The organism is Pseudomonas sp. Ant30-3 (genome assembly GCF_000690905.1).
Classification (GTDB): Bacteria; Pseudomonadota; Gammaproteobacteria; order Pseudomonadales; family Pseudomonadaceae; genus Aquipseudomonas.
Window position 1 is genome coordinate 56,894 of the sequence record NZ_JMCL01000035.1, and the last position, 26,298, is coordinate 83,191.

Below are 26,298 nucleotides of genomic sequence, written 5' to 3' on the forward strand. Positions count from 1 at the left end.
GCCTAAGGGACTTAACTGTGTCTGAAGCTAGCACTGACAGCGTTTATTAAAAGCGAGCAGGAGCTGTGGCTGAGACGAGCTGGTTGCCAAGGAGGCACTATCCCTGGCCGCCGCTCCATGGGCTGCAGGTCGGCAACAGGGAAGCCACTATGCAAATCGTCGTTCGGGGCAATGGGTTGCACAAGAGCGAGACAAACGCTCTGGATCAGATGCAAAAGCACCTGCGTGAGAGCTGGTTCGGTTACGCATCGGTATTGGTTGCGGATAAGCAAGGTTCGATGGAGTTCGACCTCATTGTCGTGACGCATGACCGCGTGCTCGTGGTCGAACTTAAAGAATGGCACGGCAAGCTGACCAACTATGATGGTAACTGGATCATTACCACCCCGCGTGGCGAGCAGAACAGGGGAAAAAGTGCCTATCACCGCAAGCGAGACCAGGGGTATCGTCTGGCGGCCATTCTCAAAAGAGAAATTGGCCATAAGCTCTCCTACGATCCCTTCGTCGAAGCGCACGTGGTGCTCTGTGGTAGCGCGACACCTGAGCATCTGCCTGAAGGGGAGCGCAAGTACGTTCACACCCTTGAAAACTTTCTGAAGATCGCGGGCAAAGGCTACGAGAGCTTGGTTCAGCAAGTGCGAATGATTAAGTTCGACGAAATGGGCAGGCTAAGGCCCAACAAAGCCCAGCCCATTTTCGACAGCTTCTTTCGGGGTAACCGTGTAGAGCTTGCTGAATTCCAATACCTGGAATACACAGCTGCTCATGCCCCAGACCGCATGCATGATCAGCATCTGTTCAGTGAGTACCCCGCCACCAAAGCCGGCCCACCTGTTGGCAAGGCCATGATGCGTCGGTGGGACTTGGCAGCTTTAGGGCTGGCATTTCACGATGATGAGACATGGCGGCGTGTGGTGACGCGAGAAGACTTTGTCTTTCGCACCGCCAGCGCTGCGAACAGCCCGTTAGAAGATTTTCTTCTCAGGCCTTTGTCCCCGATGGTTGAGGACAACATCACCAGTGACTGCGTCGAATTGTTCGAGATTCGCAAGAACACTCTGCGTCTTGAGCAGCACCTGAATCTGCATGGCCACAAATGGTCGGTTGACGAACGTCTTGACCTGACCAAGGCTTTATTGGCGCCCTTTGCCGAAATGCACAGCATGGGTTTTGCGCATCGGGACATCGACACGCAGAACCTTTGGTACTCCCAGGATTCGCGCATCGTCTTAGCCTCCAGTTTCCATGCCGCCTTCGTGCCTGACAAAGGCACGGTCAAGGATCTGGCCGAACGCCTAAAAAGCAACACGACTCTCCTGCCCGAAGATGTTTATGCCTCACAGGGTGATGTACTCAGCCCGTTTGCCAAAGACGTCTACCTGCTGGCCCTGGTCGCCCACAAGATTTGTTTTCACGGCGCCAAGTTTGTCCTGGAAGAAGGCATTTGCGTATGGCGCTCAGTGGCCAGTGATTCCTTCGATGGCAAGCTGGACGGATTCTTCGCCAAGGCAATGGATCTTGAGCAGAAGAACCGCTTTGCTAATGCTTCTGAAATGCTTGCTGAATTTAACACCCTGGCGATCGGCAAACCGCTGCAATATGACGATACCCAGGAGGTCATGCAGGAGATTGCCAAGGGCGATTTCGTCAAGGCCGATTGGAACCCCTACATGCTGATGAGCTATTTCCCGCCAGCGCGAGGGATCGTTCCTATCAGCACTGCAGAGAAAATGGTTTATCGGTGTGTGTTCGACTCTGAAGAGGCACTATTTAAGTTCTGGCCGAAGGCCGTGGTCGACCTGAACAATCCTGGCACCAACCGCCGTATCCTGCGCATGAGAAAGCGCATCGAGCAGTCTCTTGAGGCCGAATTGCCACTGCCGGCGCTGCTGACTCATGGCATGTTTGCAGGCGGCAATGGACTATTTGTCGTCACGCGCTTCGAGCAGGGCACTGGCTGGCCTGAATTTGTTAAGACTTTGGACAACCTTGAGAAGAAGCTGGAGGCCGCTTCGGCACTCTGCAATCTGCTGATCAATGTGCATGGCCGAGATTTTGCGCACGGGGATCTGCATCCAGACAACATTCTGGTTCGTTCAAGCGGTGAGGGCGAGCCTCTTTCGCTGATGTTCATTGACGCGCTCGATTTTGGTGACACCTCTGATCCCTACAATGTTGAATACGGACCGGCCAACCCGGCCAGCACCGACAGCTTTGGTCGCGACTGCTATGCGCTCTACAAGATCGTAGGCGAGCTACTAGGAGCTGAAGCCCCTACATCTCTGGTCGCCGAGTTAGCTTTGGCTAAAGAGCAGCCGAACGGGATTCCCGTTGCCATTGATCCGCTGATCGAAAGCCTGAAGGCAGAGCTCGACGCTCTTCGAAAGCCTAAGGCAGAAGAATTACCCGCACTTAAATTTGTCGCTGATGTCTTCCGGTGGCCCACAGAAGAGACATTACTTCAGAGCAAGGAGTCCTCGTATTACCTGCAGGTCGAGCATGCTGACCGCAATCCAGAGCTGCTACACATCAGGCTGACCGCACTGGACAGGCGTCTGACATTCAATTTTGATCCCGTGCACCTGACGCTGTCATCGCCTCGGCTCTCCGATGTGTCGTTCAGCGATTACATTTCGGCAGGGCACAAAGCTCAGGCTACCTTCATCCATCCCGTCACCGTTCAAAAAGGTATTTCAACCAAGGCTACCGATGAGGCGTTCGTACGTTTTCTGCTGAGCCAAGAGCCCGTGCAGAGCTTCCTGAAGAAATCCGAGTCGGTGTCAGGCGAAGAGGAGGGCTGTGAGGAAAGTGATGAATTCGCCGATCAGAGCATCAGGCCATCGGCTATCTGGAAGGCAATGCTGGAAACCGAAGGTGACCAGCTCATGCGCGTCGAAATCGAGAATGCCGTTTTTGAAGAGAGCGCTAGTGGCGCGCTACTCATTCCCTATGTGCCGCAAAATGGCCAGGATCTGGACTTCAACGAAGATGCCGGTGATATCGGCATCTATCTGGAGGGCGAGAACCGCCCGTTTGGTGAGGTGGTGGCCGAAGAGTGCAGTTCAACACAAATGGCTGTGCGCATTTTTTCTGCCGGCATTCGCAGCGTCAAACAGAAGCTGACGCCGGGCACGGAGCTTATTTTTGAGTCCAAACTCAACAACGCCTCTCGCGAGCGCCGCAAGAAAGCCATGGAGCGTGTGCTCAACGGAGTGTCCCGAATTGCCCACCTCCCTGTCTACTTCGATCAAGCCGGGGCCCTGCAGTCCAAGGTGACTGGCAAGATCCCGGATGAAGTTGCAATCCGAGAGCGCTACGACTCGGATAAGGGGCAACTCAATCCACGCCAAGTCATCGCTTTCCAGCGGGTCATCTCCGAAGGGCCGATCGGTGTATTGCAGGGGCCGCCTGGCACGGGCAAAACCGCCTTCGTCACCAAGCTTATCCACTACCTATTTGAAAATGAGCTGGCAGGTAACATCCTGCTGGTGGGGCAATCACATGCCTCGGTGGACACGGTCGCGCTCAAGGCCCGCGAACTCTGCTCAGAGCTCGGCACAGACGTCAGCGTCATTCGCCTGGGCCACGAATCGGCCATCGACGATCAGATGCTCCAGTGCCATTCCAGCTCAATACAGCGCCAGATCCGCTTCAAGTTTCAACGTGAGTACGAAAAGCGGATCAATGCTCTGGCTTCCCGGCTTATGCTCAGCCAAGATCTGGTCGAGGAACTGGCCAAGCTACACCGCAGCATCAGTCCGCTTCTCGATCGTATGCGCACCTACATCAAGCAGAAGGACGATATCGCTTCTAAGCGCCAAATAAGCGAAGAAATCCGCATCGAAAGGGTGATGGACTATGACAGCAAGATCAAAAGCTGTGTCGAGTCACTGCAGCATCACATGGACAGCCGGGGCTATGAGTTCACCCTGCCATCGCCCACCGCGCCGGAGTTCTGGCGCGAATTGTCCAGCCAGGTGGCGCGCCAGCACGGTGTGACCAATCAGCTAGCCCTGCAGCGCCTGAACAACCTGATCAGCATCAGCCAGGACTGGATAGATGTTTTGGGCTCGGGAGCGGCCAACTACGACAAGTTTCTGGTCAAGACCTCCCAGCTGGTGTGCGGCACTCTGGTAGGCATCGGAGCGGGAGCCTTGCACATCGAAGAGATGGAGTTCGACTGGGTCATCGTCGACGAGGCAGGCCGCGCGCAAGCGTCGGAGCTAATGATTGCCATGCAATGCGGGCGCCGCGTTTTGCTGGTGGGCGACCACAAACAGTTGGCCCCCATGTACGAGAAAAAACACGTGCGCGCAGTGGCCAGGAAACTGCAGATTGATGAGCGGGAAGTGGTTAAGACCGACTTCGAGCGCGCATTTACTGTGAACAATGGCATTACTCTCGACACCCAGTACCGAATGATTGAGCCGATTGGAAACATTGTCAGCCACTGCTTCTATAAAGGCGAGCTGCACAGCTACCGCAAAAAGGCGGATTCGTGGTGTGACGAACTTCCGTATCCGTTTAATAAGCCTGTCAGCTGGATCGACAGCGGTTCGGGAGAACGCGCGGTCAATGAGGATGAGCCCCAGAAGGGTAAATTCGTCAACAAGCATGAGGTTGCAGTTTGCTTGCACTTGCTGCGTCAGCTCGCAAGACCCGAACACATGGAAAAGCTGAATGCCAAGCGTACGCCGATGAATCCTCAGCCTATAGGTCTGATCACCATGTACCGAGGTCAGAAGCGCTTGATCGAGGAAGAATTGAGTAGGGCTGAGTGGGCGGCGCCGCTTCGAGATGCAGTCAGAATCGATACGGTTGACTCGTACCAAGGTAGCGAAAACACGTTATTAATTCTTAGCTTGGTGAGGAATAATGACAAAGGCCTCCAAGGCTTTCTTGTTGATCAATCGCGAATCAATGTCGCCTTGTCCCGGGCCAAAGATCGCTTAGTCATTATCGGTTCCAAGAAAATGTGGAGCGGGGTGAATGCACCATCTGCGCTAGGAAGTGTGGTCAGTTACGTGACCAAGCAACATGCCAAGTCACCTGATGATTACGAAATCGTAGATGGCACCACTGTGATAGAGGGGCAGCGCCATGAGTGAAGAATATCAAGCCGTTGATGCCTCAGGCTTTCGCATTTGCAACACAATTTCCCTGCTTTTGCCTGCATACCAGTATCAAATAAACTGCTCATGGACGAAGGAAGTCTCCTTGCCTGCGGTGGAGGAGTTCACATGTCGCCTGCTGTTGGCCTTGCAGGAAGTGCTGCCTGGAGAGATTCGTGAGTATTTCGGCTTGTCCAAGCGCGAGTGCGAGGTCTTGATCGAAACTCTCATCCGAAACAAGCTGGCCGTCTACACGAATGACGGGCATTTGACACCTTCAGCGATTCTCACAGATCGTACCAAGGGAAGCACATCGGCCAGTCCGAGTCTCACTAAGTATGAAGAGCGGATTGAGCGCCCGATTTTTGAGTTGCTGACCAAGACCATAATGCCTGCCAGTCAGAACAATCGCACTCGCTGGGGGTTGCCTCAAATTCCGGTGCCGGCGGAAAATAAAGCTTGGTCCGTTCAGGCTGTGGCAGATGCCTTTGGCGATCAGTATCGCGCTTTTCTGGACTTCTCCAAGCTGCCCGAGTCCGAAGCTCGGAAGACCAGGCTCTATAAGGTAGGTGCATGCGATCAGGCGGCTCCAGTGAACATTCAGGTGGATCTGGAAATCGGGCTACTGCCAACCCAGGCGGGCAATGTCGAAGTCATCAAGCGCGTTGCCGAGAAAGTTGGCGGCACTCGCCAGCGCCCCTTAAGTATGGAGCTCGAAGCCAAGATTTCCGACTATCTCAATAGCCTACGGATGCCTAAGGGCGGCATGACCCCCCAAGCCTATTGCGAGGAGTTCGGGGATGAAGTGTTGACCCGCTATCTAGATGACCGAGGCCTGGATATCAACACGTGGCTGATTGATCATAAGGAGCGTAGGACGGGCTACGGCAGCCAAGCCACGAGGGCTATGATCGGACCGATTTATGACAACAACAACCGAATTACTTTGGGGCGGATGCTCGAAGACCTATCTCGGGACTGGCAAGAGGGTCAGGTTCACTCGGCATTGTGGCTGTCGAGCTCTGTGCCTCTGTGGGCAGCTAACGGCACATTGCTCAGCGACTTCTGCCGCAGAACCGCCGAGAAGCTTAGTGAGGCGCCTCACGTCAAAGGTCGGATTACCGCTATCGTCCCATTCGATGAACAAAGGGAGTTCGGCCAGCTGCGCAGCACGTATCACAATCGGATTCCTAACGGGCTTGCTTTCAAAGGATCGGATCTTCAGGACCGGTTTGAGATTTTCCTGGTCCCTGGGCAGTTGGCCGTGGTGCAGTACCACTTTCAGCCCAGTGACGAGAGCGCGGCGACGGTCCCGATTGGTTACATCACCTGTGATCCGCAGCGTGTTGCCCACATTGACAGCTTCCTAAATTCCCGACTGGTGGGGAGAGGTGAGGGCCATGTGGTGTGGAGTGAGGATTCTGAGCGAGACATCGCTAATCATATGGAAAAGGATCGCCTGGAGCTAATCCAGTCCAGTGGGCGCGGACTTCCGATGTCTAGCCAAGTGAAGCTCACAATCAAGAAGCCGCCTAGAAAAATCTAGTGGGTTATAACGGGCTGCTTTAGAATTTTTAAAGTTCTATATGTTCAGCTCAACGGGGCGTTATGTGCATGTGGCGCCTCGGTCGAGGCGCCATACATAAGTGCTCAATTCCATTTTAGGCTGGTGGAGGCGGATGCTACAAACGTGACTCTAGGCCTTCAATGGAAATCGTTTGGCACTCTATGTTCTGAGGCTCAAACCGTTGGTCTGAATTTTAGCGAGGCTCAGACAAGCAGCTTAAAAATACACTTATCGATTTTGTAAAGTTTCCTGAGCCTTGCACGGCATAAATTTACGAAAAACTTTACACTAATAAGGGGTCGGTGTAGTGATGATCCGTCTAATACCCAATAACATATGGGTTTAAGCCCGGTCAGTCGTTCGTCTTGCTGGGTGTCTGGTATTTACAACCGTTCTGATCCACAGCTTCATTCGATCTGAACAAGAAGGCCCGATGCTTACCGCATCGGGCCTTTTTCATGGGCGAGAAGAACTGACTGATGGATTATTTCGCTGCCAAAAACTCAGCCGTAGACACCACACTCGCATAAGCAAACCCCAGCGCCGCCATGAACGCGGCATGCACCTGAGCAGCCGGCACCGTCACACCATTGAACTCCAGATCCCGCGAGGCGCAGGCGTCGTGGATGACGGTGACGGTGTACCCGAAATCCGCAGCGGCGCGGGTGATGCCGTCGATGCACATGTGGCTCATGCTGCCGACAACGACCAGTTCCTTGATGTCCTGCTCGTCGAGGATCGACTTCAATTCGGTTTCGCGGAACGAGTTGACGAAGTGCTTGAGCACCACTGGCTCGTCGGCGCGGTTGAGGACTTTGGGGTGCAGCTTTGCGCCTTCCGAACCTGGGGTGAAGAACGGAGCATCGTCGGAGGTGAATTCGTGACGGATGTGCACCACCGACTCACCGGCGTCACGAAACGCTTCGAGCAATCGTACCGCGTTGTCCGCCGCCGCATCAGCACCGACCAAGGGCCATTTGCCTTGCGCGAAATAGTCGTTCTGGATATCGACTACGATGAGTGCTTGCTTGGCCATGACTGTTTCCTCGAAATGCGTTTGGGTGTGGAATGAAGTATCGGCTCATGCTGTTACGCTGAGGATTGGCCGCACCGACAATAACGAGGGGAAAACTGACAATGACCGCGCATAGGGCTATCGCTGAGCTGGGTGTGCTGATTTATCCCGGTGCGCAAATGGCGGCGGTGCATGGTCTGACTGATCTGTTCGGGGTGGCCAATGCCATCGCTGCCGAGCATCAGGCTATGCAGTTGCCGATACTGCGCGTCACGCACTGGCAAAGCAGCGCGGATCTGCCACCCGTGCGCATCCATGACAGTCATCCCGCGCCGGACCGAGCGCTGGTGGCGCTATTGATCCCACCGTCGATTGGCGGTTTCTCTGAAGGTCAGGCTCCGCAGGCGCTGATTCAGTGGTTGCGTGAGCTGCATGCCAACGGTGCAACGCTGGGCGGTGTTTGCGTGGGTTCGATTCTTCTGGCGGAAAGTGGATTACTCGACGGTCGCAGCGCCACTACCCACTGGACCTCGGCCAAAACCTTCGCCGAGCGATACCCGGCGATCAAGCTCAAGGCAGATACGCCGATCGTCGACGACGGCGATTTGATCACTACGGCCGGGCTGATGGCATGGTCCGAACTGGGTTTGCGTCTGGTCGATCGGTTGTTGGGGCCAAGCATTGCCACGGCCACGGCGCGCTTTCTGGTGGTGGAACACAGCGACAGTGCCAGCCAGTGTGGCAGCAACTTTTCACCCATTCTTAACCACGGCGACGCATCGATTCTCAAGGTTCAGCATTGGCTGCAAGGCAACGGGGCGACTGATGTATCGCTGACAGCGATGGCCGGGCAGGCGGGGCTGGAGGAGCGCACCTTTCTGCGTCGATTTCGCGCCGCGACCGGGTTGAGACCGACTGAATATTGTCAGCATCTGCGAGTCGGCAAAGCCCGGGAAATGCTCGAGTTCACCAACGGCACCATCGACCATATAGCCTGGACTGTCGGGTACCAGGATCCCGGTGCGTTTCGCGCAACGTTCAGGAAGATTACCGGGCTGGCGCCGAGTGAATATCGAGCGCGCTTTGGGGTGACGCCGGTCGCTGTAACCCGGTAGAGATCGCCGCAAGAAAGTACGGAGACAGGTCGTGCAAAAAACCGGAGGCGCACAGCGCTTCGTGCAGAATAAAACAGGCTGTACGCCATTACTTCCTACTGAAGCGCCCGGTTTTCGGGGCGCTTTCGACCTGGCGCTAACTGGCCTGATCTCTGCACCTTCTACACTACATTCATCACGCGTTGATTGGAGGGGAATGCATGACCCCAACAAACCCCAGGAAAATAGTCGTCGCGCATTCGGTGCGACCGCAGGCGCCTCAGCACGAGGTCGACACCAATCGAGCGCTGGCCCGTTGGCTGGCGCAGATTCTCGGCCTCAAATACGGCGGGAGTTACGATCCCGAACAGCACAGCGATCGAGAGCTGTATCTGTTGCCAACCCAAACCCTGGTTGGCGCCGCAGCCGCTCGCGAATTAGGCGTCAACGGCCCCGACGATTTATGGGGTGGCTACGTCGAACACGATTTCATCTGCACCAAGGCCATCAGCCACGGCTTGCTCAACAAAAATGCTAAAGCCCCGCAAGGCTGGTCGCCGCTGTTCTCCGAGCGCGTGCGCAGTGTCGTGCTCGACGGCCTCAGTGTTTTCTCTCTCGCTGATGCGCGCCCAGCAGCGCAGCACTTGCTCCACGCGGGGCCTATCCGTCTCAAACCGGTCCATGCCTGTGCTGGACGCGGTCAGGAAGTGCTGAACAGTCTTGATGAATTAGATGCGGTGCTCGCCCGGCCAGACGCTCAAGCGCTGTTCGATGAGGGCGTGGTGATCGAGCAAGACCTGACCGACGTTGTGACGCACAGCGTTGGCCAGAGCTATATCGGCGACAAAGTGCTGAGTTATTGCGGCGATCAGTACCTGACCGAAGACGCCCATGGCCAGCAGGTTTACGGCGGATCCAACCTGCTCGCGGTTCAAGGGGATTATGACGATCTGCTCGAACTGGAGCTACCTGACGACGTACGTCTGGCCATTCAGCAAGCGCAAATATTCGACAACGCCGCCGATGAGGCCTACCCCGGTTTCTATGCGTCACGGCGCAATTACGACATCGCTCAGGGCCGGGACAGCTCGGGTAAATCACGCAGTGGCGTGCTCGAGCAATCCTGGCGAATGGGCGGCGCCAGCAGCGCCGAAGTCGCGGCGCTGCAGAGCTTCATCAATAACCCTGGGATGCGTGCGATACGCGTGTCTTCGGTGGAAACCTACGTCGACCAGGCGCTACCGGCGGACGCCATTGAGGTGTATCGCGGGCCCGCAGAAAACAGCGACTTCCTTCTCAAGTACGTGACGGTTCAATCCTATGACGGCTAGAAGCGAAACCATTCAGATCGACATCGACGATGAACAAATGAGCGGGACATTCCTCAGCCCCAAGTCAAAGGTTCCCGGCGTGCTTTTCGTACACGGCTGGGGCGGCAGCCAGGAACGTGACCTTGAGCGGGCCAAAGGTATCGCGGGTTTGGGTTGCGTGTGTCTGACGTTTGACCTGCGCGGGCACACCGGCTCGGGCATTCCACTGACGCGAGTGACCCGCGAAGATAATCTGCGCGATTTGCTGGCGGCTTACGATCGCCTGCTCGCGCATCCAGCGCTGGACACGTCTGCCATCGCGGTAGTCGGCACCAGTTATGGCGGCTACCTCGCTTCGATCCTGACGTCGCTGCGTCCGGTGCGCTGGCTGGCGCTGCGCGTGCCGGCGCTGTACCGCGACGAGCAGTGGCACACACCCAAGCGCGATCTGGACAAGCTCGATCTGCGCGATTACCGCAGCACGCTGGTGCGCGCCGACAGCAATCGTGCGTTGCACGCCTGCTCGCAATTTACCGGTGATGTATTGCTGGTCGAATCCGAAACCGACGCCTACGTGCCGCACGCCACGATCATGAGTTACCGCGCGGCGTGTCAGCAGACGCATTCGCTGACGCATCGGATTATCGACGGGGCCGATCATGCGCTGAGTGACCCGGTGGCGCAGCAGGCGTATACATCGATTCTGGTGGACTGGATCACTGAGATGGTGGTGGGTGAGCGGTTAAGCGTTATTCAGTCGGGTTGAGAGTATTGGTGAGTCCATCGCGGGAAGTTCGGGCCGCGAGGGACTCAACACAAATCTCAAGACGGCTTCTTGGCAATCCGCAGCGACTTCGCCTTGGCCTCTACCGCCAAATACATCACCAGCGTGATCAACAACGGCAACAGGAAATAAATCGCCCGATACGCCAGCAACCCGGCCACCAGGCTGCCTCGCGAAGCCTCATGTTGCAGCAGCGCCACGAACACCGCTTCCAGCACGCCCAGACCTGCAGGAATGTGCGTGATTACCCCGGCAATGGCGCTGATCAACAGCACGCCCAGCACCAGCGGATAATCCAGCTTGCTCGGCAACAGTGTGAAAATAACCGCGGCCATCAACGACCAGTTCAGCGCACCCAGCGCCAGTTGCAGCATGGCCATACGCACTGACGGCAGGTTGATTTCCATCCCGCGAATCGTCCACTCCCGGCGCTTGGAAAACTGGCAAGCCGCCAAGTATCCCGCCACAACTAACAGCAGCAGAACGCCAATGCCTTGCAATGCGAGAGTGCTCACCTTCCAGCCAGGCGGCATGCGCACCAGACCACTGCTGAACACGGCCCCGGCGATCAGCATGTAACCAAACCAGTTGGTTGCCAGGCTCAGCCCGAGGATCTTCGCGATGTTGCCCTTGCTCACGCCCAACCGCGAATACAGGCGATAGCGCATCGCGATGCCGCCGACCCAAGCGCTCAGATTAAGGTTGAAGGCATAGCTGATCACCCCCACCGGCAGGATCTGTTTCCAGGTCAGATCCTGGCGAATGTAAGTACGGCCGATCAGGTCAAAACTGGCGTACACCAGAAAGCTCAGCAACGTCACGCTGGCGGCGATGATCAGCGTGCGCACCTTGAAGTCGGCCAGGGTATCCAGCACCTCGTTCCATTCGATGCGCTGCGCGAACATCGTCAACAGCGCAATCAGGGCCAGGAAAAACAGCATCGTCAGCGGTTTTTTCCAGCGGCTCCAGCGCGATTTTGGTTGTTCGGCGTGATTTGCCGATTGCGTTTCAGCGTGGCTCATCAGGTGTCACTCCGCGCGGAATGGGAAAAAGGTTTCAGGCGTGGCTTGTGCGCCGGCAGCCAACCGGCCCATGCCGGGAAATGCCGCAGGAAGTGAAACACCAGAAAACCTACGGTCATGTGCCAGACGCGTCCACGCGGCGACTTGTCGGCGGACATGGCTTTACAGTGGTTCTGGCTGAGGTCTTCGAGCCGCTCGAACAGTTCACGATTGAACGCGCGATCACGAATGAGCACGTTGGCTTCCAGGTTCATCGACAAGCTCAGCGGATCAAGGTTGCTCGAACCGACGGTGCTCCAGTCCTCATCCACCAAAGCGACTTTGCCGTGCAGCGGGCGCTCGCAATATTCGTGAATCTGCACGCCGGATTTCAGCAAGTAGTCATAGGTCATGCGCGCAGCGAGCTTCGCCACCAGCATGTCGGGCTGACCTTGCAGAATCAGCCTGACCTCGACACCCCGCCGCGCTGCATTGCGGATTTCCCGCAGCAGCCGATAGCCGGGGAAGAAGTAGGCATTGGCGATCACGACGCGACGTTGGGCGCTGCGCAATACCTGCCGATAAACCTCCTCGATATCGGTGGTGTGTTCACCGTTGTCGCGATAGACCAGGCGCACCTGACCATCATGATCGGTGAAGGCCATTTCCTGACGGCGCTGCCGGCGCCGTTGCCACCAGTACTTCGCCCGGACCGGACGACCGCTTTGCAGCAGGGCGAAATGATGAATGTCAGCGACGGCAGGGCCCTGAATTTCCACCGAATAATCCTGCTTCGCCTCAGGGCCGAAATCAGCCAGGTGGTCTGCGGAGAAATTGATCCCGCCGATGAAGGCGATGGTGCCGTCAACCACCACGATCTTGCGATGCAGGCGGCGGAACCAGTTGGTGCGAAAGCCCAGATGTTTGGGTGCCGGATCAAACATCTGCACGTGTACGCCGGCCTCGCTCAATGCAGTAAGGTAGGGCGTGGTCAGCTCGCCGCAGCCGAAACCGTCCAGGCTGGCGGTGACGCGGACGCCGCGCTTGGCAGCGTCGATCAGCACTTCCTGCAACTCATTGCCAACCTTGTCTTCAAAGATGATGAAGGTTTCCAGGAGAATTTCACTCTTGGCCTGACGCATGGCCTCGAAGACACGCGGGAAATAAGCTTCGCCGTTTTCCAGCAATTCCACGCGATTGTTGCCCTGCCAGCCATATTCGACATCGACCACACCGGGTTCGCGAACCGGAGGCGTGGTTGAAATGTGCTCAACAGTGGCTTTTTCCATCGGTGCGCTGCTCATAGCTCAATCTCCACCGATAACGGTGCGTGGTCGGAAAGGTGTGACCAGGGTCGCGCGGCGAGAACTTTCGGGCGACAGGCCTTGAGGTTGCGCACATAGATGCGATCCAGGCGTAACAGCGGCATGCGTGCCGGGAAGGTGCGTGCCGGTTTGCCATGGTGTTCGGTAAATACTTCGCGCAAACCGCAAGGCTTCAGCAAGGCATCGGTGCGTTGGCGCCAGTCATTGAAGTCACCGGCGACAATCACCGGCGCATCCTCCGGCAGTTCCGCCAGGCGCTTGCCGAGCAATTTCAGTTGATCATTGCGATGGCTTTCGTGCAGGCCCAAGTGCACGCAAATGGCGTGGACTTCTCGACCGTCACCGGGCAGACGCAGCACGCAATGCAAGATGCCGCGGTTCTCGTGGCCACTCACCGATACGTCAAGGTTGTCGTGGCGAATGATCTGGAATTTCGACAGCAGGGCATTGCCGTGATCACCGTCGGGATACACCGCATTGCGCCCGTAAGCGAATTGCGGCCACAGGGTGTCGGCGAGAAATTCGTACTGCGGCATCGCCGGCCAGTTGCTGTAGCGCTGCGGATGCTGTTCGTGAGTGCCGTGCACTTCCTGCAAGAACACCACGTCCGCCGACACGCTGCGCACCGCTTCGCGCAATTCCGGAAGGATGAAGCGCCGGTTCAGCGCAGTGAATCCCTTGTGGGTATTGACCGTCAGGATCGTGAAGCTGCGAATCGAAACCTCGGTTTCCGGCTGATCATCGGTGGGGCTGAACTGCTCGGTAATGCTCATTGCAGCACTCCTTTGGCAGCAGGTTCGCCCGGTGCAGTGGCGAGATTTTCGTCGAGATGAAAACGCTGCAGCAAACTGCGGGCGTCGTATGGCGCGCGGACCTTGATGTCGTTGTCGAAATAACAAAACACTTCGCGGGACTTGCGGGCTTTGGGCTTCAGGCGAGGCGCGATCAATTGCGCGTCAGCCGGTTGCCCACCGTTGGACCAGGCATCGATGCGGTCGCCCCAGCGTTTCAGCGCTTGGGCGGTGTAACCGCTGGCGTAAAGCTCTTCAGCACCGTGCAAACGCAAGTAGACAAAATCACTGGTGACATCTTCACGGTAGGGCCATTTACCGGCGGTGTCGGCGATCACCAGCGCGGTGTTATAGCGTTTGAGCAAGCGCACGAATGCCGGATCGATAAAGCTCTCATGACGGATTTCCACGGCGTGGCGCAGCGGCTTTTTCTTGTAGGCCTTCATGCTGGCGTGACCGTGCAAATGCGAATCGTGCTGGCGGGCGAGGGCGGCGGCCTGTTCGGTGGTGTGCGGCAGTTGTTTGAGAAAGCTTTCGAACAATTCGGCGTCGAACTTGAAGTTGGGCGGGAACTGCCAAAGGATCGGTCCGAGCTTCTCCTTGAGTTCCAGCACACCGGAAGCAAAGAAATTGGCCAGCGGTAGATGCACATCACGCAAACGTTTTACATGGGTGATAAAGCGAGGAGCCTTGACGCTGAACACGAAGTCTTCCGGTGTTTCCTCGTACCATTGGGCGTAACGTTCAGGCCGTTGCAGGGCGTAAAACGATCCATTGATTTCGATGCTGTTGACGGCCCGCGATGCGAATTGCAATTCGCGCTTCTGGGTCAGCCCCTTTGGGTAGAAATCACCCCGCCAGGGTGTGTAGCGCCAGCCTGAAATACCAATGTGAATCGCCGCCATGTCGCCTCCCGTCTAATGGTCCTCGGTTGCCTCTGTCTTTTGCTGACTGCGCGCAAGGGGTGAAAGTTTCGGTGGCGCTACGGATGGTAATGCTGGTTTGAGAAGGTGGTATGCCTGATAAAGAGTCGCTGAATGTGCCACCGTCTTCGCGAGCAAGCTCTCCTCCCACAGGGATTTGCTACCGCAGGGATATTCGCGAACATTCTTGCTCCCACAAGGTCCGCCGCCGGTCGATTGCCGGGACATCGCCGAACTTGCCGGGCATTTTTTGATCAGTTCCTTACACCTTTTGCGCAGGAGCTCCGCGTTTTGCTCAAATTCAATACCGCTATATTGCTGGGAGCGTTGCTGCTGTTCGGCAGCAATTCATCGTGGGCTGTTTCGCTGCCGGGCGTTCCCGCCGCGACCGCGGAAGCGGAAAAACCCGAGCCACTGGTTCAAGGTGGCCTGCTGGGAGCGATAAGCACCAGCATCGACGATGTTCAGGACAAGCTCGATCTCAATGAAGACCTGGTCGACGCCTGGCGTTTGCGTGCAGATCGAGCGGCCGATGAAGTCGACAAACTGGTCAACCGCCCCTCATCGCGATCGCCAATGAGTGTCGTCGGCGATTTCCTGCTGCTGTCCGGTGTCTGGCTGGGCGCGTTTGCCTTGCTCACCGTGCTCGGCGGCCTTCTGGCCAACCGCCTGAACCAGGGGCGTTGGCTGCGAACCCGGCAACGTAGCCAGGATTTGCTGCATTACGTGCTGCCTTACACGTTGCCGGCGTTGATCTGCCTGCCGCTAACGCTTTACGTCAGCCATTTTCTGCAGGCCTCGGTGGGGCGCGCGCTGGCGCTGTGTTTTGCCTACGCCACCAGCAGCGGCATTTTTTCCACGTCGATGCTGCTCTGCGTGATCGTCATGTTCAACACCGGGCATAAACGCCGGGCAGTGCAGATTATTCGGCGTTACTGCCCGCGTCCGTTGTTCCTGATCGGCTTTCTCGCCGCGCTCAGCGATGCGCTGACCAGCCCGCAGATCGCCCGGCAATTGGGTGGCAACATCACCAGCAGCGTCGCGGTGTTTACCGGGCTGTTCGCTTCAATCATTTTCGGTTTGCTGGTCATTCGCCTGCGGCGCCCGGTGGCACATCTGATCCGCAACCGGCCGTTGACGACGCGGCTCAAGCATCCTTCGTTACAGGAATCGCTGCGAATCTTCTCCGGGCTGTGGTACTGGCCGATTCTGCTGATGGTAATGGTCTCGGCGATCAACCTGATCGGCGTCGGTGAAGACAATCAGAAAGCCCTGCGTTGTGCGTTGTTCACCACCATTCTGCTGATCGCCACGGTGTTCCTCAGCACGGTTTTCCAGCATCTGTTCAAGACCCGCAAGACCGAGGGCGTTCAACGCAGTAGCGCTTACAAGGAGCGTTTTCTGAGTTTGTTGCATGCGCTGTTGCGGATCGTCATGGCCGTCGCGTTCATCGAAATTCTCGGGCGGATCTGGGGTGTTTCGCTGTTCGAATTTGCCGCGCGCAACTCGGTCGGCAGGGCGATCAGTGAATCATTAAGCAGCATTGGCCTGATTTTCCTGGTGACCTGGCTGTTTTGGGTGGTGCTCGATACGGCTATTCAGGAAGCGCTGAAACCACCGGTCAACAAGCGCTCGACGCAGCCAAGCACGCGCATCAAAACCATCCTGCCGCTGCTGCGCAACGCGATCAAAATCATTCTGGTGGTGATCTGCGCGATTACCACCATGGCGAATCTGGGTATCAATGTCGCGCCGTTGCTGGCGGGTGCCGGGGTGGTCGGTCTGGCCATCGGTTTCGGTTCGCAGCAACTGGTGCAGGATGTGATTACCGGGCTCTTCATCATCATCGAGGACACGTTGTCGGTGGGCGATTGGGTGGTGCTCGATTCCGGCCACGCCGGCACGGTCGAAGGGCTGACCATTCGCACCTTGCGCCTGCGCGACGGCAAGGGCTTCGTCCACTCGGTGCCGTTCGGGCAGATCAAGGCCGTCACGAACCAGTCGCGGCAGTTTGCGTATGCGTTTTTCTCGGTGCAGTTCACCTACGACACCGATGTTGACAAGGCCATCGAGCTGATTCGTGAAGCAGGGGATTCGATCCGCGAAGACGCGTTCCTCAAGTACAACCTGCAAGGCCCGCTGGACGTGTTCGGCGTCGACAAGATGGACCTCAACGGCGTGGTGCTGACGGCGCAGTTCCGCACCGTTTCGGGAGGGCAATATGCGGTGAGCCGGGCGTTCAACCAGCGTTTGAAAAAGCTTGTGGATAACTGCCCAGAGGTGCATTTCGCGCAGACTTATCCACAGCAGGTTTTGATGCCGAAGCATGCAGTGGCAGATGATCAAGCGCCGGTGGCCGAAAATTCGCCGGTGATGCTACCGGAGCAACCTAAGGCGCAGTGATGTGATGAGAATCTGATGGCCCCTTCGTCTGTGCGGGCCTCATCGCGAGCAGGCTCGCTCCCACAAGGATTTGTGTGCACCGCCTATCCCCTGTGGGAGCGAGCCTGCTCGCGATAGGGCCGGCGCAGGCGCCATCAATACCCGGTCAATTTCCGGTGCAGTTCAGTCGCCAGCGCCTGGTCCGTTTCCAGCCACACCACCTGCTTGCCGGCAATCACCGCTGCCACCGGCAGACCATCGCGATACACCAGCCGATTGCTCGCCAACGCCGGCACTTTTACGCCGGGCAAAAGTATGCCGGCAAGGTTCAGCGGATCAACGCCGCACACCGCAATCAAACTACCATCGTGCGCTCGGCGGCGCACTTCGCGCAGCAACGGAATCGCCTCCGGCAGCGCAAACTGTTCGCCGGCCAGGCCACTGACAAATCGCCCGCCACGAATCTCGCCGCGCGCTTCCAGACGATGAAACGTGCGCAGCAATTCGCGCCAGCTTGGCAGCCACTCCGCCTCGCGGTCCAGCAAACGCCAGAACACTACGCCGTAGCGCCGAAGCAAGGTCATGGCGATGTGTTCCAGGGTATCGCTGGGCGTCGGCGCCGGTCGCTTGGTCTCAACAATCGGCGCCGCCGGTCCGCGTCGCAGCAGCGCCCAGCGCCCCGCATCGTCCATGCCGCCGATAAAGGCACCACGACCGCGCCGACTGCCGCGCGCCTGACGTTTACTGGCGGGTGTGATCAGTGCGCGAAGCCCGGCGAAGCTGTCAGCGTTCACCAGCCCGGCGCCGACCAGTTCCTGCAGCGCGATCTCGAGTTCGGCACGCAGCAGGTGCGCTTCATGCACCAGCTCATCGAAAAACAGCGCGCCATGCTGGCTGAGCGCTTCGTATACCTTCTGGGTTTTCGCCGACAGTTCGTCGACCGGCGTCTGCTCGGTCAAGCTGCTCCACAACCCGACCTGATTGCGTGGCAACAGTAGAATCGGCGTGCTGCGCAGCGCCGTGCCGGCACCTTTGTTGCGCGCAGTCAATCGGGTCCAGACCAGTTTGCCGCTGCGGCACAGATCATCCAGCCAGGTCGACGAATAGCCTTTGATTCGTGCCGGCAGAATGTCGCTGTCCCACGCCGAAGCGGCGGCGGGGAAGCCCTCGAACTGCGCGACAATGGCCGGCAACACCGCGGCGCCCTGGCCCTGATTCGCCGCCGACAGATGCTGCCAGTCGAACAGAAAACGCATGAAATCCTGCAACGCCACGGGTTCGATTTCCCGCCGCAGACTTTTGACGGTATATCGGTGAATCCGCGCGAGCAGATGCCGTTCGCACCATTCTTCTTCGCGGGCATCCGGACTGAATTGGCCGCGCAGCACATACCCTTCGCTTTCGAGGCAGGCCAGCGCTTGAGTGACCTGAGCAATCGGTAGATCCAACGGCTGCGCGATCGCATTCAGCGGCATCGGACCGAACGCGCTCAGACGCGCGCGAATCACTTCCAGCACGGCTTCGTCCGGCTCCCAGGCTTCATCGAATCCGGGCAGCGCTTGCAGCGGCGGGAATAAACCGGCCTGTGGATAAATCGCTCGCAGGCACGTCAGCCGCTCCAGCGCGACCCACAAGGATTGCTCGGCATTGATCTGCAAACGGCAGGCGCGACCGCTGTCCGCCAGCGCCTTCAGCCATTGCGGCCACTCGGGATTGGCCGAGGCTTCGGCGTCGCTGATGCACGCCAGGCTCATCAGTGCCTCATGCATTTCATCCACGCGGGTCGGCGTCGGCCAGGCTTCTTCGCGCACGGCCTGAATCGCCCCGGCATCCAGCGCGCCGAGGTCGTCGGTGGATTGCGGATCGGTCCAGCGCCGGTTGAGCACGGCTTGCGTACGACGCTCTTCCAGTGGCGCGTCATCGAGAAAGGTGTACGGCCGCGCGCTAAGAATTTCTGCCGCGAGCGGCGAGGGCGCCGGCAGGTCGCGGCTGATCAGGCGAACTTCACCGCTTTCCATGCGCCGCAACAGCGTCAGCCAGCCTTCGCAGTCCATGGCTTCGTGGAGGCAATCGTCGAGGGTCTGTTCCACCAGCGGGTGCTGCGGAATCTCGCGTTCGCCAGCGAGGTTTTCCACGCAGGCGATCTGGTCGGGAAACACACTGGCGATCAAGTCTTCGCTTTTCATCCGCTGGATCTGCGGCGCCACTTTGCGCCCGCCGGTGTAACGCGGCAGCGCCAGCGCCACCCCGGCATTCCAGCGCCAGCGCACACCGAACAGCGGAGCATCGAGCACCGCTTGAATCAGCACATGCTCGGCGCTGTTGCTCGGTAAATAACGCCAAACTTCATCGAGATCAAAGCTGTGGCTGGTGGACAGCGACAGGATGATCGCGTCTTCACTGGCCGCGGCCTGCAACTCGAAATTGAAGGTGCGACAGAAGCGCTTGCGCAGCGCCAAGCCCCAGGCGCGATTGATGCGGCTGCCGAACGGCGTGTGGATGACCAGTTGAGTGCCGCCGGACTCGTCGAAAAACCGTTCCATCAGCAGCGTGTCCTGCGATGGCAAAGCACCGAGGGTCAGCCGCGCACGAGCGAGGTAATCCACCAGTTGTTCGGCGCTGGCGAGGTTCAGCCCGAGGGTGTCGGTGAGCCAGTCGAGCGCCGGTTGCAGGTCGCCAGGGGTGGCGCTGAGCAAGTCATCGAGTTGCGCTTGCAGGCGCGCCACAGCGGATGAAAGTTCGGCACTGCGCCCGGGCGCTTCACCCAGCCAGAACGGAATGGTCGGAGGTTGTCCGTGCGCGTCTTCGACCCGGACCTTGCCGGATTCCACGCGCAGGATTCGATAGGAGGTATTACCCAGCTGGAAAATATCCCCGGCAATGCTTTCCACCGCAAAGTCTTCGTTGACGCTGCCGATGCTTAGCCCTTGCGGTTCCAGCAGGACGCTGTAGTCGGCGTTGTCCGGGATGGTGCCGCCGCTGGTCACAGCGGTCAGCTTGCTGCCCCGGCGACCGCGCAAGGTGCGGGTGACGGCGTCGCGGTGAAGGAATGCGCTGCGAATGCCCTGACGACCGTTGTAGCCCTCGGCGAGCATGTGCAGCAGTGCCTGATAATGTTGTTCGTCCAGTTCCGCGTAAGGCGAGGCTTTGCGGAACATCTCCAGCAGTGCCTGCTCGTGCCATTCCTGGCAGCTGACTTCGGCGATGATCTGTTGCGCAAGCACGTCCAGCGGTGCCTTGGGAATTTGCAGGGTGTCGAGTTCACCGCGACGCACGCAGTCGAGCAGCGCGGTGCATTCGATCAAATCGTCGCGGGTGGTGGCGAACAACCGGCCTTTGGGTGTGCCGCCAACGTGGTGCCCGGAGCGGCCGACCCGCTGCAGAAACGCGGCAATCGAACGTGGCGAGGAAATCTGGCAGACCAGATCCACGTCACCAATGTCGATGCCCAGTTCCAGCGAAGCGGTGGCGATCAGCACTTGCAGTTCGCCGCGCTTGAGCCGTTGTTCGGCGTCCAGACGAAATTCCTTGGCCAGGCTGCCATGGTGCGCGGCGACAGCTTCCTTGCCGAGGCGATCGCTGAGGTGGCGGCTGAGGCGTTCGGCCAGACGCCTTGTGTTGACGAAAATCAGCGTGGTGCGGTGTTCGCGGGCGAGGGCGGCGAGGCGGTCGTAAACCAGTTGCCAGACATCGTTGGACATCACTGCGGTCAGCGGCACGGGCGGCACTTCAATCCCCAGATCGCGAGGGCGCGCATGGCCGATGTCGATGATTTCGCACGGGCGGTCGCGGCCTGCCAGGAAGCGCGAAACCGCTTCGATCGGTTTCTGTGTCGCCGACAGGCCGATGCGCATCAATGGCTGTGCGCACAGCGCCTGCAAGCGCTCAAGGCTCAGCGCCAGGTGGCTGCCGCGCTTGCTGGCGGCGATCGCGTGGATTTCGTCGACGATCACCGTGCGCGTGGATTGGAGCATTTTTCGGCCGGAGTCGGAGCCGAGCAGCACGTAGAGCGATTCTGGCGTGGTCACCAGAATGTGCGGCGGCGTGCGCCGCATCGCCGTGCGTTCTTTCTGCGGCGTGTCGCCGGTGCGCACGGCGGTGTTGATCTCCAAGGGTGGCAGGCCCATCGCGCGCAGTTGTTCAGTAATCCCGGCCAGCGGGTTTTGCAGGTTGATCTGGATGTCGTTGGACAGCGCCTTGAGCGGTGAAACGTAGACCACAAGTGTTTCGTCGGGCAGCCCGGCGTCGGTTTCAAGGCCGCGATGGACCAGGTCGTCAATCACAGCGAGAAACGCGGTGAGGGTTTTGCCGGAACCGGTTGGCGCAGCGATCAACGTCGAGCGATGCTCGCGAATCAACGGCCACGCCCGGGCCTGAGCGGCGGTGACCGCCGGGAACGTACTGTTGAACCAGGCGCTGACGGCGGGGTGAAAACCGCTGAGGGCAGCGTCCGAGGGAATGGGCAGATTCATGGGTAATTTATGCGGGCAGACACCTCAAGTTGCAAGCATCCCTGAACCTTGTAGCAGCTGCCGAAGGCTGCGTCCGAACGTGCCGAGCCAGACGCAGGCTGCGCCAGCTGCTACAGAGACCGTGGCATGCATGAAGCTTGTAGCAGCTGCCGAAGGCTGCGTCCGGCTGCGAAGCAGTCGTTCCAGGGTGATCTTATTGCTCAGGCCGGTGCGTGCCTCTTGGCGACCGCAACGCACCCGGACGCAGCCTTCGGCAGCTGCTACAGGGGTTGGCGTACTTTGTAAGTGACGGTTGCGCTCTAAACCCGCAAAATGCAACGATTCCGGCAACTATCGATAACATCGCCCGCGGGCGCTGTCGATAAAGCCATCGTTCCAATCAGACTGGGCCTGCTGACTCTATGCGAATGCGCCTTATGTTACTGGGTGGCGGGAATGCCCTTGGGCAGGCGCTGATTCGCCTCGGTGCGGAGGAAGACATCGGCTTCCTCGCCCCCCGCCCGCCGCAAGACGGCTGGGATGCCGCGAGCCTCACACAATTGCTCGACGACACCCGCCCGGACGCGCTGATCAACCTCGCCTACTACTTCGACTGGTTCCAGGCCGAAGCGGTCAGCGAACAGCGTCTGTCCGGGCAGGAGCGTGCTGTCGAGCGTCTGGCCGAACTGTGCCAGCATCACAATATCGTTCTGCTGCAACCGTCGAGCTATCGCGTGTTCGACGGTTCGCGCGCGACCGCCTACAGCGAAAAAGATGAACCGGTGCCGCTGGGGCAACGTGGTCAGGCCTTGTGGCGGATCGAACAAAGTGTGCGTGCGACGTGCCCGCAGCATGTGCTGCTGCGTTTCGGCTGGCTACTCGATGACAGCCCCGACGGCACCCTCGGACGCTTTCTCGCCCGCGCCGAAAACCCTGCAGAATTGCTCATGGCCGATGACCGTCGTGGCAATCCGACGCCGGTGGACGATGCGGCGCGGGTGATCATTTCGGTGCTCAAGCAACTCGATTGCGCGGCGCCGCTGTGGGGTACTTACCACTACGCCGGGCACGAGGCGACCACGCCGTTGGCGCTCGGTCAGGCGATTATCACCGAAGCCCGCGCGCTGCATCCGCTGGCCATCGAAGCGCCGACCGCGCAAGCCCACGCCGCGCGCCCGGACGCTGCCGAAGAACCGCAGCACGCGGTGCTGGCCTGCAAGAAAATTCTGCATACCTTCGGGATCAAACCCCGCGCCTGGCGGGCGGCGCTACCGGGCTTGCTGGACCGCTTCTATCGCCACGGCTGACGACTTGGGCATCCGGGTTAACGCATCATCGTTCACGACCATCGCGAGCAGGCTCGCTCCCACAGAAAACGCAATCACCTGTGGGAGTGAGCCTGCTCGCGAAAAAACCAGAGACACAGCTGGGCATCCGGTTTGGCGAGTCATCGTTCACGACCATCGCGAGCAGGCTCGGCCCCACAGAAAGCGCAATCATCTGTGGGAGCGAGCCTGCTCGCGAAAAAAAACCGGAGGCGCCGCTGGGCTTCCGGTTTAAGTGTCGTCGTTCACCACCATCGCGAGCAGGCTCGGCCCCACAGAAAGCGCAATCATCTGTGGGAGCGAGCCTGCTCGCGAAAAAAAACCGGAGGCGCCGCTGGGCTTCCGGTTTAAGTGTCGTCGTTCACGCCTGTTTGCAAATGGGTTAGAACTTGTAGCCCAGACCCACCATGTAGATGAACGGGTCCACATCCACGTTAACCTTGGCGCGAGTGCCCGGGGCCACTGCGTTATTTTCCACGGTGGCTTGGGTGTCGATGTCGATGTAGCGCACCTGGGCGTTGAGCATGATCTTGTCGGTGATCATGTAGTCAGCGCCGACCTGGAACGCCATGCCCCATGAGTTTTTTGCCTTGAAATTGCTGAAGCCATTGGCCTGCGCCTGACTGCCGACATGTTCGTCGTAGATCCAGGTGTAGTTGATGCCGGCGCCGACGTAAGGCTGGAACGCGGATTTGCCGTCCAAGGGGTAGTAAACAACGCTCAAGGTTGGTGGCAGGTGTTTCAGCGTGCCGAGTTTGCCATTGGCTGCGCCCAGAGCGGTGCCCTTAAGCTTCACGTCGTGCTCGAACGGCGAGGCAGCGAGCAGCTCGATCCCCCAGTGGCTGCTGAACATGTACGCGAAGTTCAGGCCCAGTTGTGTGTCGCTGCTCATGGTTGCCTTGCCGCCCAGGTCCGCGCCTTTCAGCGGGCCCTGATCGACCTTGACACTGGAACTGTCGGCTTTCGGATTGACGGTGATTGCACCGGCGCGAACGAGGATGTCACCCGCCTCGTGGGCGTAGGCGAGCGGGGCTGCGAGCGCGAGGGAAATCAGCGAGGCGCCGAGCAAGGACTTGTTCATGGGGGCTCCAAAGGGCATAAAAGAATTCGATGTCCAATGGTAAGGCACCTAAGTATTCGGTCTTTTGACTCAGCTCAATGAAACCGTGATGGTCCATTTTTCTGTGGTGCGGCTCATTGCCTATTTGCGAGCAAGCCCGCTCCCACAGTTGATTCGCATTCCCCCTGTGGGAGCAAGCCAGCTCCGGGCGGCGTTCCGACGATAGCTATCTTCCATCCGAAGAAAAACAACTGGTTTTACTCCGGTAGTTCATCCCACAGATCTCCGACAGTTGATCACTTTTCCCTGTGGGAGCGGGCTTGCTCGCGATAGCTATTTTCAAGCGACGAAAAACCACCGGTTTCACTCCGGCAATTCATACGCATAAATCTTGTCCGCCGCCATCTGATACCCGGCATCTGCGAGTTCGCTGGTCGACGGCTTGACCTGCATCGCGCCTTCGATCCAGTAGGGTTGATACAGCTCGTCAAGCTTCACCCCGACTTCGCTTTTTACGTGCACGATCTGATTGGACGGCGGTGGCGGCACGTGGATGCAGGCGCCGAAATACGGGACCAACAGGAACTCTGTGGTGCGGCCTTCCTCGCTCACTTCCAGCGGCACGATATAGCCCGGCAGACGAATGTTCTGGCCGTCGAGCGCCTTCACCACCGGTGCATTCGGCATGTCCTGCTTGGCGGCGGGGGCGGCTTCGGCGGCCAGCGCGTCGCTCATTTGCGACATGTCATGCAGCGGCGTCATGTTCGGTACTTCCGGCATGGCGTCTGGCGGGATCATTTCCGACCAGGTCAGCTCTTTCGGCTCGGCCGCCCACAGGGGCAGGGCGACCAGCATCAACAGCGCAAGTACAGCGCGGGGCATCATTAACGTCCTCATAGTCGGATCGAAAGGCCATCGGCCAGGGATTGGCGATACGCGCGCCACGCCGGCACGCTGCCCATCAGCAGCGCGGCGACAAGGATGCCACCGAGTAGCGTCCATTCATATTCGCTTGGCCAGGCCAGCGGCAGATACAGGCCGTAATTGGCCTGCACGTAACCCTGCGCGAGGGCGATGCCCGCGTAAAGCAGGGCAACGCCTGCGATCACGCCGGACAGCGCCAACGCAAATGCCTCAAGCACCAGCAACGTTGCGATATGCCACGGCCGTGCGCCTACCGAACGCAGAATCGCCATCTCGCGCCGTCGTTCATTGAGGCTGGTGAGAATCGCCGTCAACATGCCGATCAACCCGGTCAGCACGACGAACAGCGAGACCACGAACAGCGCTTTTTCGGCCGTGCTCATCAGGCTCCACAATTCCTGCAGCGCCACGCCAGGCAGGATCGCCAGCATCGGTTCGCCACGAAACTCGTTGATCTCGCGTTGCAGCGCGAAGGTCGAAATCTTGCTGTTGAGGCCGAGCATGAACGCGGTGATTGCCTGCGGCGTCAGGTCCATGTTGCGCGCCTGATCGGCGCTGATACGACCGGTTCCGCGCGCGGGCACACCGTTATGCCAATCGACGTGAATCGCTTCCATGCCGCCGAGGCTGATGTGCAGCGTGCGATCCACCGGTGTGCCGGTGCGCTTGAGAATGCCGACCACGATGAACGGTTTATCGTCGTGTTTGACCAGGCTGATCACCGCCACGCCATGGGCCAGCACCAGCTTGTCGCCGAGTTTGTAGTGCAGCGCTTCGGCGACTTCGGCACCGAGCACCACTTCGAACGGGTCGCTGGCGAAGGCGCGACCGTCGGCCAGGGCCAGGTGTTGCTGGCGCCCATACTGGTAATGCTCGAAGTAGGCTTCGGTGGTGCCCATCACTCGATAACCGCGATGGGAATCGCCGAGGGACATCGGGATCGCCCACTTCACTTTCGGGTTGTTGGCGAAGTGGTCGAAGCTGTCCCAGCGGATGTTATTGGTAGCGTTGCCGATGCGGAACACCGAATACAACAGCAGGTTGACCGAGCCGGAGCGCGCGCCGACGATCAGGTCGGTGCCGCTGATGGTGCTGGCGAAACTGGCCTTGGCTTCGGTGCGCACTCGCTCCACCGCCAGCAGCAGGCAGACCGACAGGGCGATGGCGAACGCGGTGAGGATCGCGGTAAAGCGGCGGTTAGCCAGGCTGGCCATGGCTAGACGAAACAAATACAT

16 protein-coding genes are annotated in these 26,298 nt (G+C 58.8%); 7 read left to right on the top strand and 9 right to left on the bottom strand.

Features of this window, described 5'->3' with window-relative positions:
* Window positions 1–149 precede the first annotated feature (149 nt).
* Entirely contained in the window at window positions 150–5,108 is a 4,959-nt protein-coding gene (locus tag DU29_RS0109845; RefSeq protein ID WP_028621563.1) for an AAA domain-containing protein, read from the top strand.
* Entirely contained in the window at window positions 5,101–6,657 is a 1,557-nt protein-coding gene (locus tag DU29_RS0109850; RefSeq protein WP_028621564.1) for a hypothetical protein, read from the top strand. The genes DU29_RS0109845 and DU29_RS0109850 overlap by 8 nt, the downstream gene beginning before the upstream one ends.
* Window positions 6,658–7,162: 505 nt before the next feature.
* Here DU29_RS0109850 and DU29_RS0109855 read toward each other — a convergent pair.
* Entirely contained in the window at window positions 7,163–7,714 is a 552-nt protein-coding gene (locus DU29_RS0109855; protein WP_028621565.1) for a cysteine hydrolase family protein, read from the bottom strand.
* A gap of 101 nt (window positions 7,715–7,815) precedes the next feature.
* On the opposite strand from DU29_RS0109855, the gene DU29_RS0109860 reads away from it, so the two are divergent.
* From DU29_RS0109860 to DU29_RS0109870, 3 genes are all read left to right on the top strand, one after another.
* Window positions 7,816–8,808, top strand: coding sequence for a GlxA family transcriptional regulator (locus tag DU29_RS0109860; RefSeq protein ID WP_028621566.1), 993 nt, complete (start codon window positions 7,816–7,818; stop codon window positions 8,806–8,808).
* Window positions 8,809–9,008: 200 nt separating this feature from the next.
* Complete coding sequence (locus DU29_RS0109865; RefSeq protein ID WP_028621567.1) at window positions 9,009–10,118, top strand: DUF3182 family protein; 1,110 nt, start codon at window positions 9,009–9,011, stop codon at window positions 10,116–10,118.
* Window positions 10,108–10,863, top strand: a complete 756-nt coding sequence (locus DU29_RS0109870) for an alpha/beta hydrolase family protein (RefSeq protein WP_028621568.1) — start codon at window positions 10,108–10,110, stop codon at window positions 10,861–10,863. The genes DU29_RS0109865 and DU29_RS0109870 overlap by 11 nt, the downstream gene beginning before the upstream one ends.
* Window positions 10,864–10,919: 56 nt before the next feature.
* Here the strand turns inward: DU29_RS0109870 and DU29_RS0109875 are convergent, their stop codons facing one another.
* From DU29_RS0109875 to DU29_RS0109890, 4 genes are read right to left on the bottom strand one after another with little or no spacing between them, the layout of a single operon-like run.
* Window positions 10,920–11,903 carry a lysylphosphatidylglycerol synthase domain-containing protein gene (locus DU29_RS0109875; protein WP_028621569.1) on the bottom strand — a complete coding sequence of 328 codons (984 nt, stop codon included), beginning with the start codon at window positions 11,901–11,903 and terminating at the stop codon, window positions 10,920–10,922.
* Entirely contained in the window at window positions 11,903–13,186 is a 1,284-nt protein-coding gene (gene clsB / locus DU29_RS0109880) for a cardiolipin synthase ClsB (protein WP_028621570.1), read from the bottom strand. The genes DU29_RS0109875 and clsB overlap by 1 nt, the downstream gene beginning before the upstream one ends.
* Window positions 13,183–13,980 carry an endonuclease/exonuclease/phosphatase family protein gene (locus tag DU29_RS0109885; RefSeq protein ID WP_028621571.1) on the bottom strand — a complete coding sequence of 266 codons (798 nt, stop codon included), beginning with the start codon at window positions 13,978–13,980 and terminating at the stop codon, window positions 13,183–13,185. Before DU29_RS0109885 ends, clsB begins: the two co-directional genes overlap by 4 nt.
* Window positions 13,977–14,903 carry a DUF72 domain-containing protein gene (locus DU29_RS0109890; RefSeq protein WP_028621572.1) on the bottom strand — a complete coding sequence of 309 codons (927 nt, stop codon included), beginning with the start codon at window positions 14,901–14,903 and terminating at the stop codon, window positions 13,977–13,979. Before DU29_RS0109890 ends, DU29_RS0109885 begins: the two co-directional genes overlap by 4 nt.
* Before the next feature lie 309 nt (window positions 14,904–15,212).
* Here DU29_RS0109890 and DU29_RS0109895 point away from each other — a divergent pair, with 309 nt between their 5' ends.
* A complete protein-coding gene (locus tag DU29_RS0109895; RefSeq protein WP_028621573.1) occupies window positions 15,213–17,324 on the top strand; it encodes a mechanosensitive ion channel family protein in 2,112 nt (703 codons plus the stop codon).
* A 134-nt stretch (window positions 17,325–17,458) separates the two neighbouring features.
* On the opposite strand, the gene DU29_RS0109900 is transcribed toward DU29_RS0109895, so the two are convergent.
* Window positions 17,459–21,775: a DEAD/DEAH box helicase gene (locus tag DU29_RS0109900; RefSeq protein ID WP_028621574.1), complete on the bottom strand. Its 4,317-nt coding sequence runs from the start codon at window positions 21,773–21,775 to the stop codon at window positions 17,459–17,461.
* A 401-nt stretch (window positions 21,776–22,176) separates the two neighbouring features.
* On the opposite strand from DU29_RS0109900, the gene DU29_RS0109905 reads away from it, so the two are divergent.
* Window positions 22,177–23,061: a sugar nucleotide-binding protein gene (locus DU29_RS0109905; RefSeq protein ID WP_028621575.1), complete on the top strand. Its 885-nt coding sequence runs from the start codon at window positions 22,177–22,179 to the stop codon at window positions 23,059–23,061.
* A 400-nt stretch (window positions 23,062–23,461) separates the two neighbouring features.
* Here DU29_RS0109905 and DU29_RS0109910 read toward each other — a convergent pair whose 3' ends face one another.
* The 3 genes from DU29_RS0109910 to DU29_RS0109920 form a co-directional block, all read right to left on the bottom strand.
* Window positions 23,462–24,160, bottom strand: coding sequence for an OmpW/AlkL family protein (locus DU29_RS0109910; RefSeq protein ID WP_028621576.1), 699 nt, complete (start codon window positions 24,158–24,160; stop codon window positions 23,462–23,464).
* Between the two features lie 342 nt (window positions 24,161–24,502).
* Complete coding sequence (locus DU29_RS0109915; protein WP_028621577.1) at window positions 24,503–25,021, bottom strand: DUF3299 domain-containing protein; 519 nt, start codon at window positions 25,019–25,021, stop codon at window positions 24,503–24,505.
* Between the two features lie 11 nt (window positions 25,022–25,032).
* On the bottom strand, window positions 25,033–26,298 hold the full coding sequence (locus DU29_RS0109920) for an ABC transporter permease (protein WP_028621578.1): 1,266 nt from the start codon (window positions 26,296–26,298) through the stop codon (window positions 25,033–25,035).

What these genes read in the sequence shown, in the direction of transcription:
- clsB (WP_028621570.1), bottom strand. Translation starts at nt 13,186, where the DNA reads ATGAGCAGCGCACCGATGGAAAAAGCCACTGTTGAGCACATTTCAACC.
- DU29_RS0109875 (WP_028621569.1), bottom strand. Translation starts at nt 11,903, where the DNA reads ATGAGCCACGCTGAAACGCAATCGGCAAATCACGCCGAACAACCAAAA.
- DU29_RS0109915 (WP_028621577.1), bottom strand. Translation starts at nt 25,021, where the DNA reads ATGCCCCGCGCTGTACTTGCGCTGTTGATGCTGGTCGCCCTGCCCCTG.
- DU29_RS0109910 (WP_028621576.1), bottom strand. Translation starts at nt 24,160, where the DNA reads ATGAACAAGTCCTTGCTCGGCGCCTCGCTGATTTCCCTCGCGCTCGCA.
- DU29_RS0109890 (WP_028621572.1), bottom strand. Translation starts at nt 14,903, where the DNA reads ATGGCGGCGATTCACATTGGTATTTCAGGCTGGCGCTACACACCCTGG.
- DU29_RS0109885 (WP_028621571.1), bottom strand. Translation starts at nt 13,980, where the DNA reads ATGAGCATTACCGAGCAGTTCAGCCCCACCGATGATCAGCCGGAAACC.
- DU29_RS0109865 (WP_028621567.1), top strand. Translation starts at nt 9,009, where the DNA reads ATGACCCCAACAAACCCCAGGAAAATAGTCGTCGCGCATTCGGTGCGA.
- DU29_RS0109850 (WP_028621564.1), top strand. Translation starts at nt 5,101, where the DNA reads ATGAGTGAAGAATATCAAGCCGTTGATGCCTCAGGCTTTCGCATTTGC.
- DU29_RS0109920 (WP_028621578.1), bottom strand. Translation starts at nt 26,298, where the DNA reads ATGTATTTGTTTCGTCTAGCCATGGCCAGCCTGGCTAACCGCCGCTTT.
- DU29_RS0109900 (WP_028621574.1), bottom strand. Translation starts at nt 21,775, where the DNA reads ATGAATCTGCCCATTCCCTCGGACGCTGCCCTCAGCGGTTTTCACCCC.
- DU29_RS0109845 (WP_028621563.1), top strand. Translation starts at nt 150, where the DNA reads ATGCAAATCGTCGTTCGGGGCAATGGGTTGCACAAGAGCGAGACAAAC.
- DU29_RS0109860 (WP_028621566.1), top strand. Translation starts at nt 7,816, where the DNA reads ATGACCGCGCATAGGGCTATCGCTGAGCTGGGTGTGCTGATTTATCCC.
- DU29_RS0109905 (WP_028621575.1), top strand. Translation starts at nt 22,177, where the DNA reads ATGCGAATGCGCCTTATGTTACTGGGTGGCGGGAATGCCCTTGGGCAG.
- DU29_RS0109855 (WP_028621565.1), bottom strand. Translation starts at nt 7,714, where the DNA reads ATGGCCAAGCAAGCACTCATCGTAGTCGATATCCAGAACGACTATTTC.
- DU29_RS0109870 (WP_028621568.1), top strand. Translation starts at nt 10,108, where the DNA reads ATGACGGCTAGAAGCGAAACCATTCAGATCGACATCGACGATGAACAA.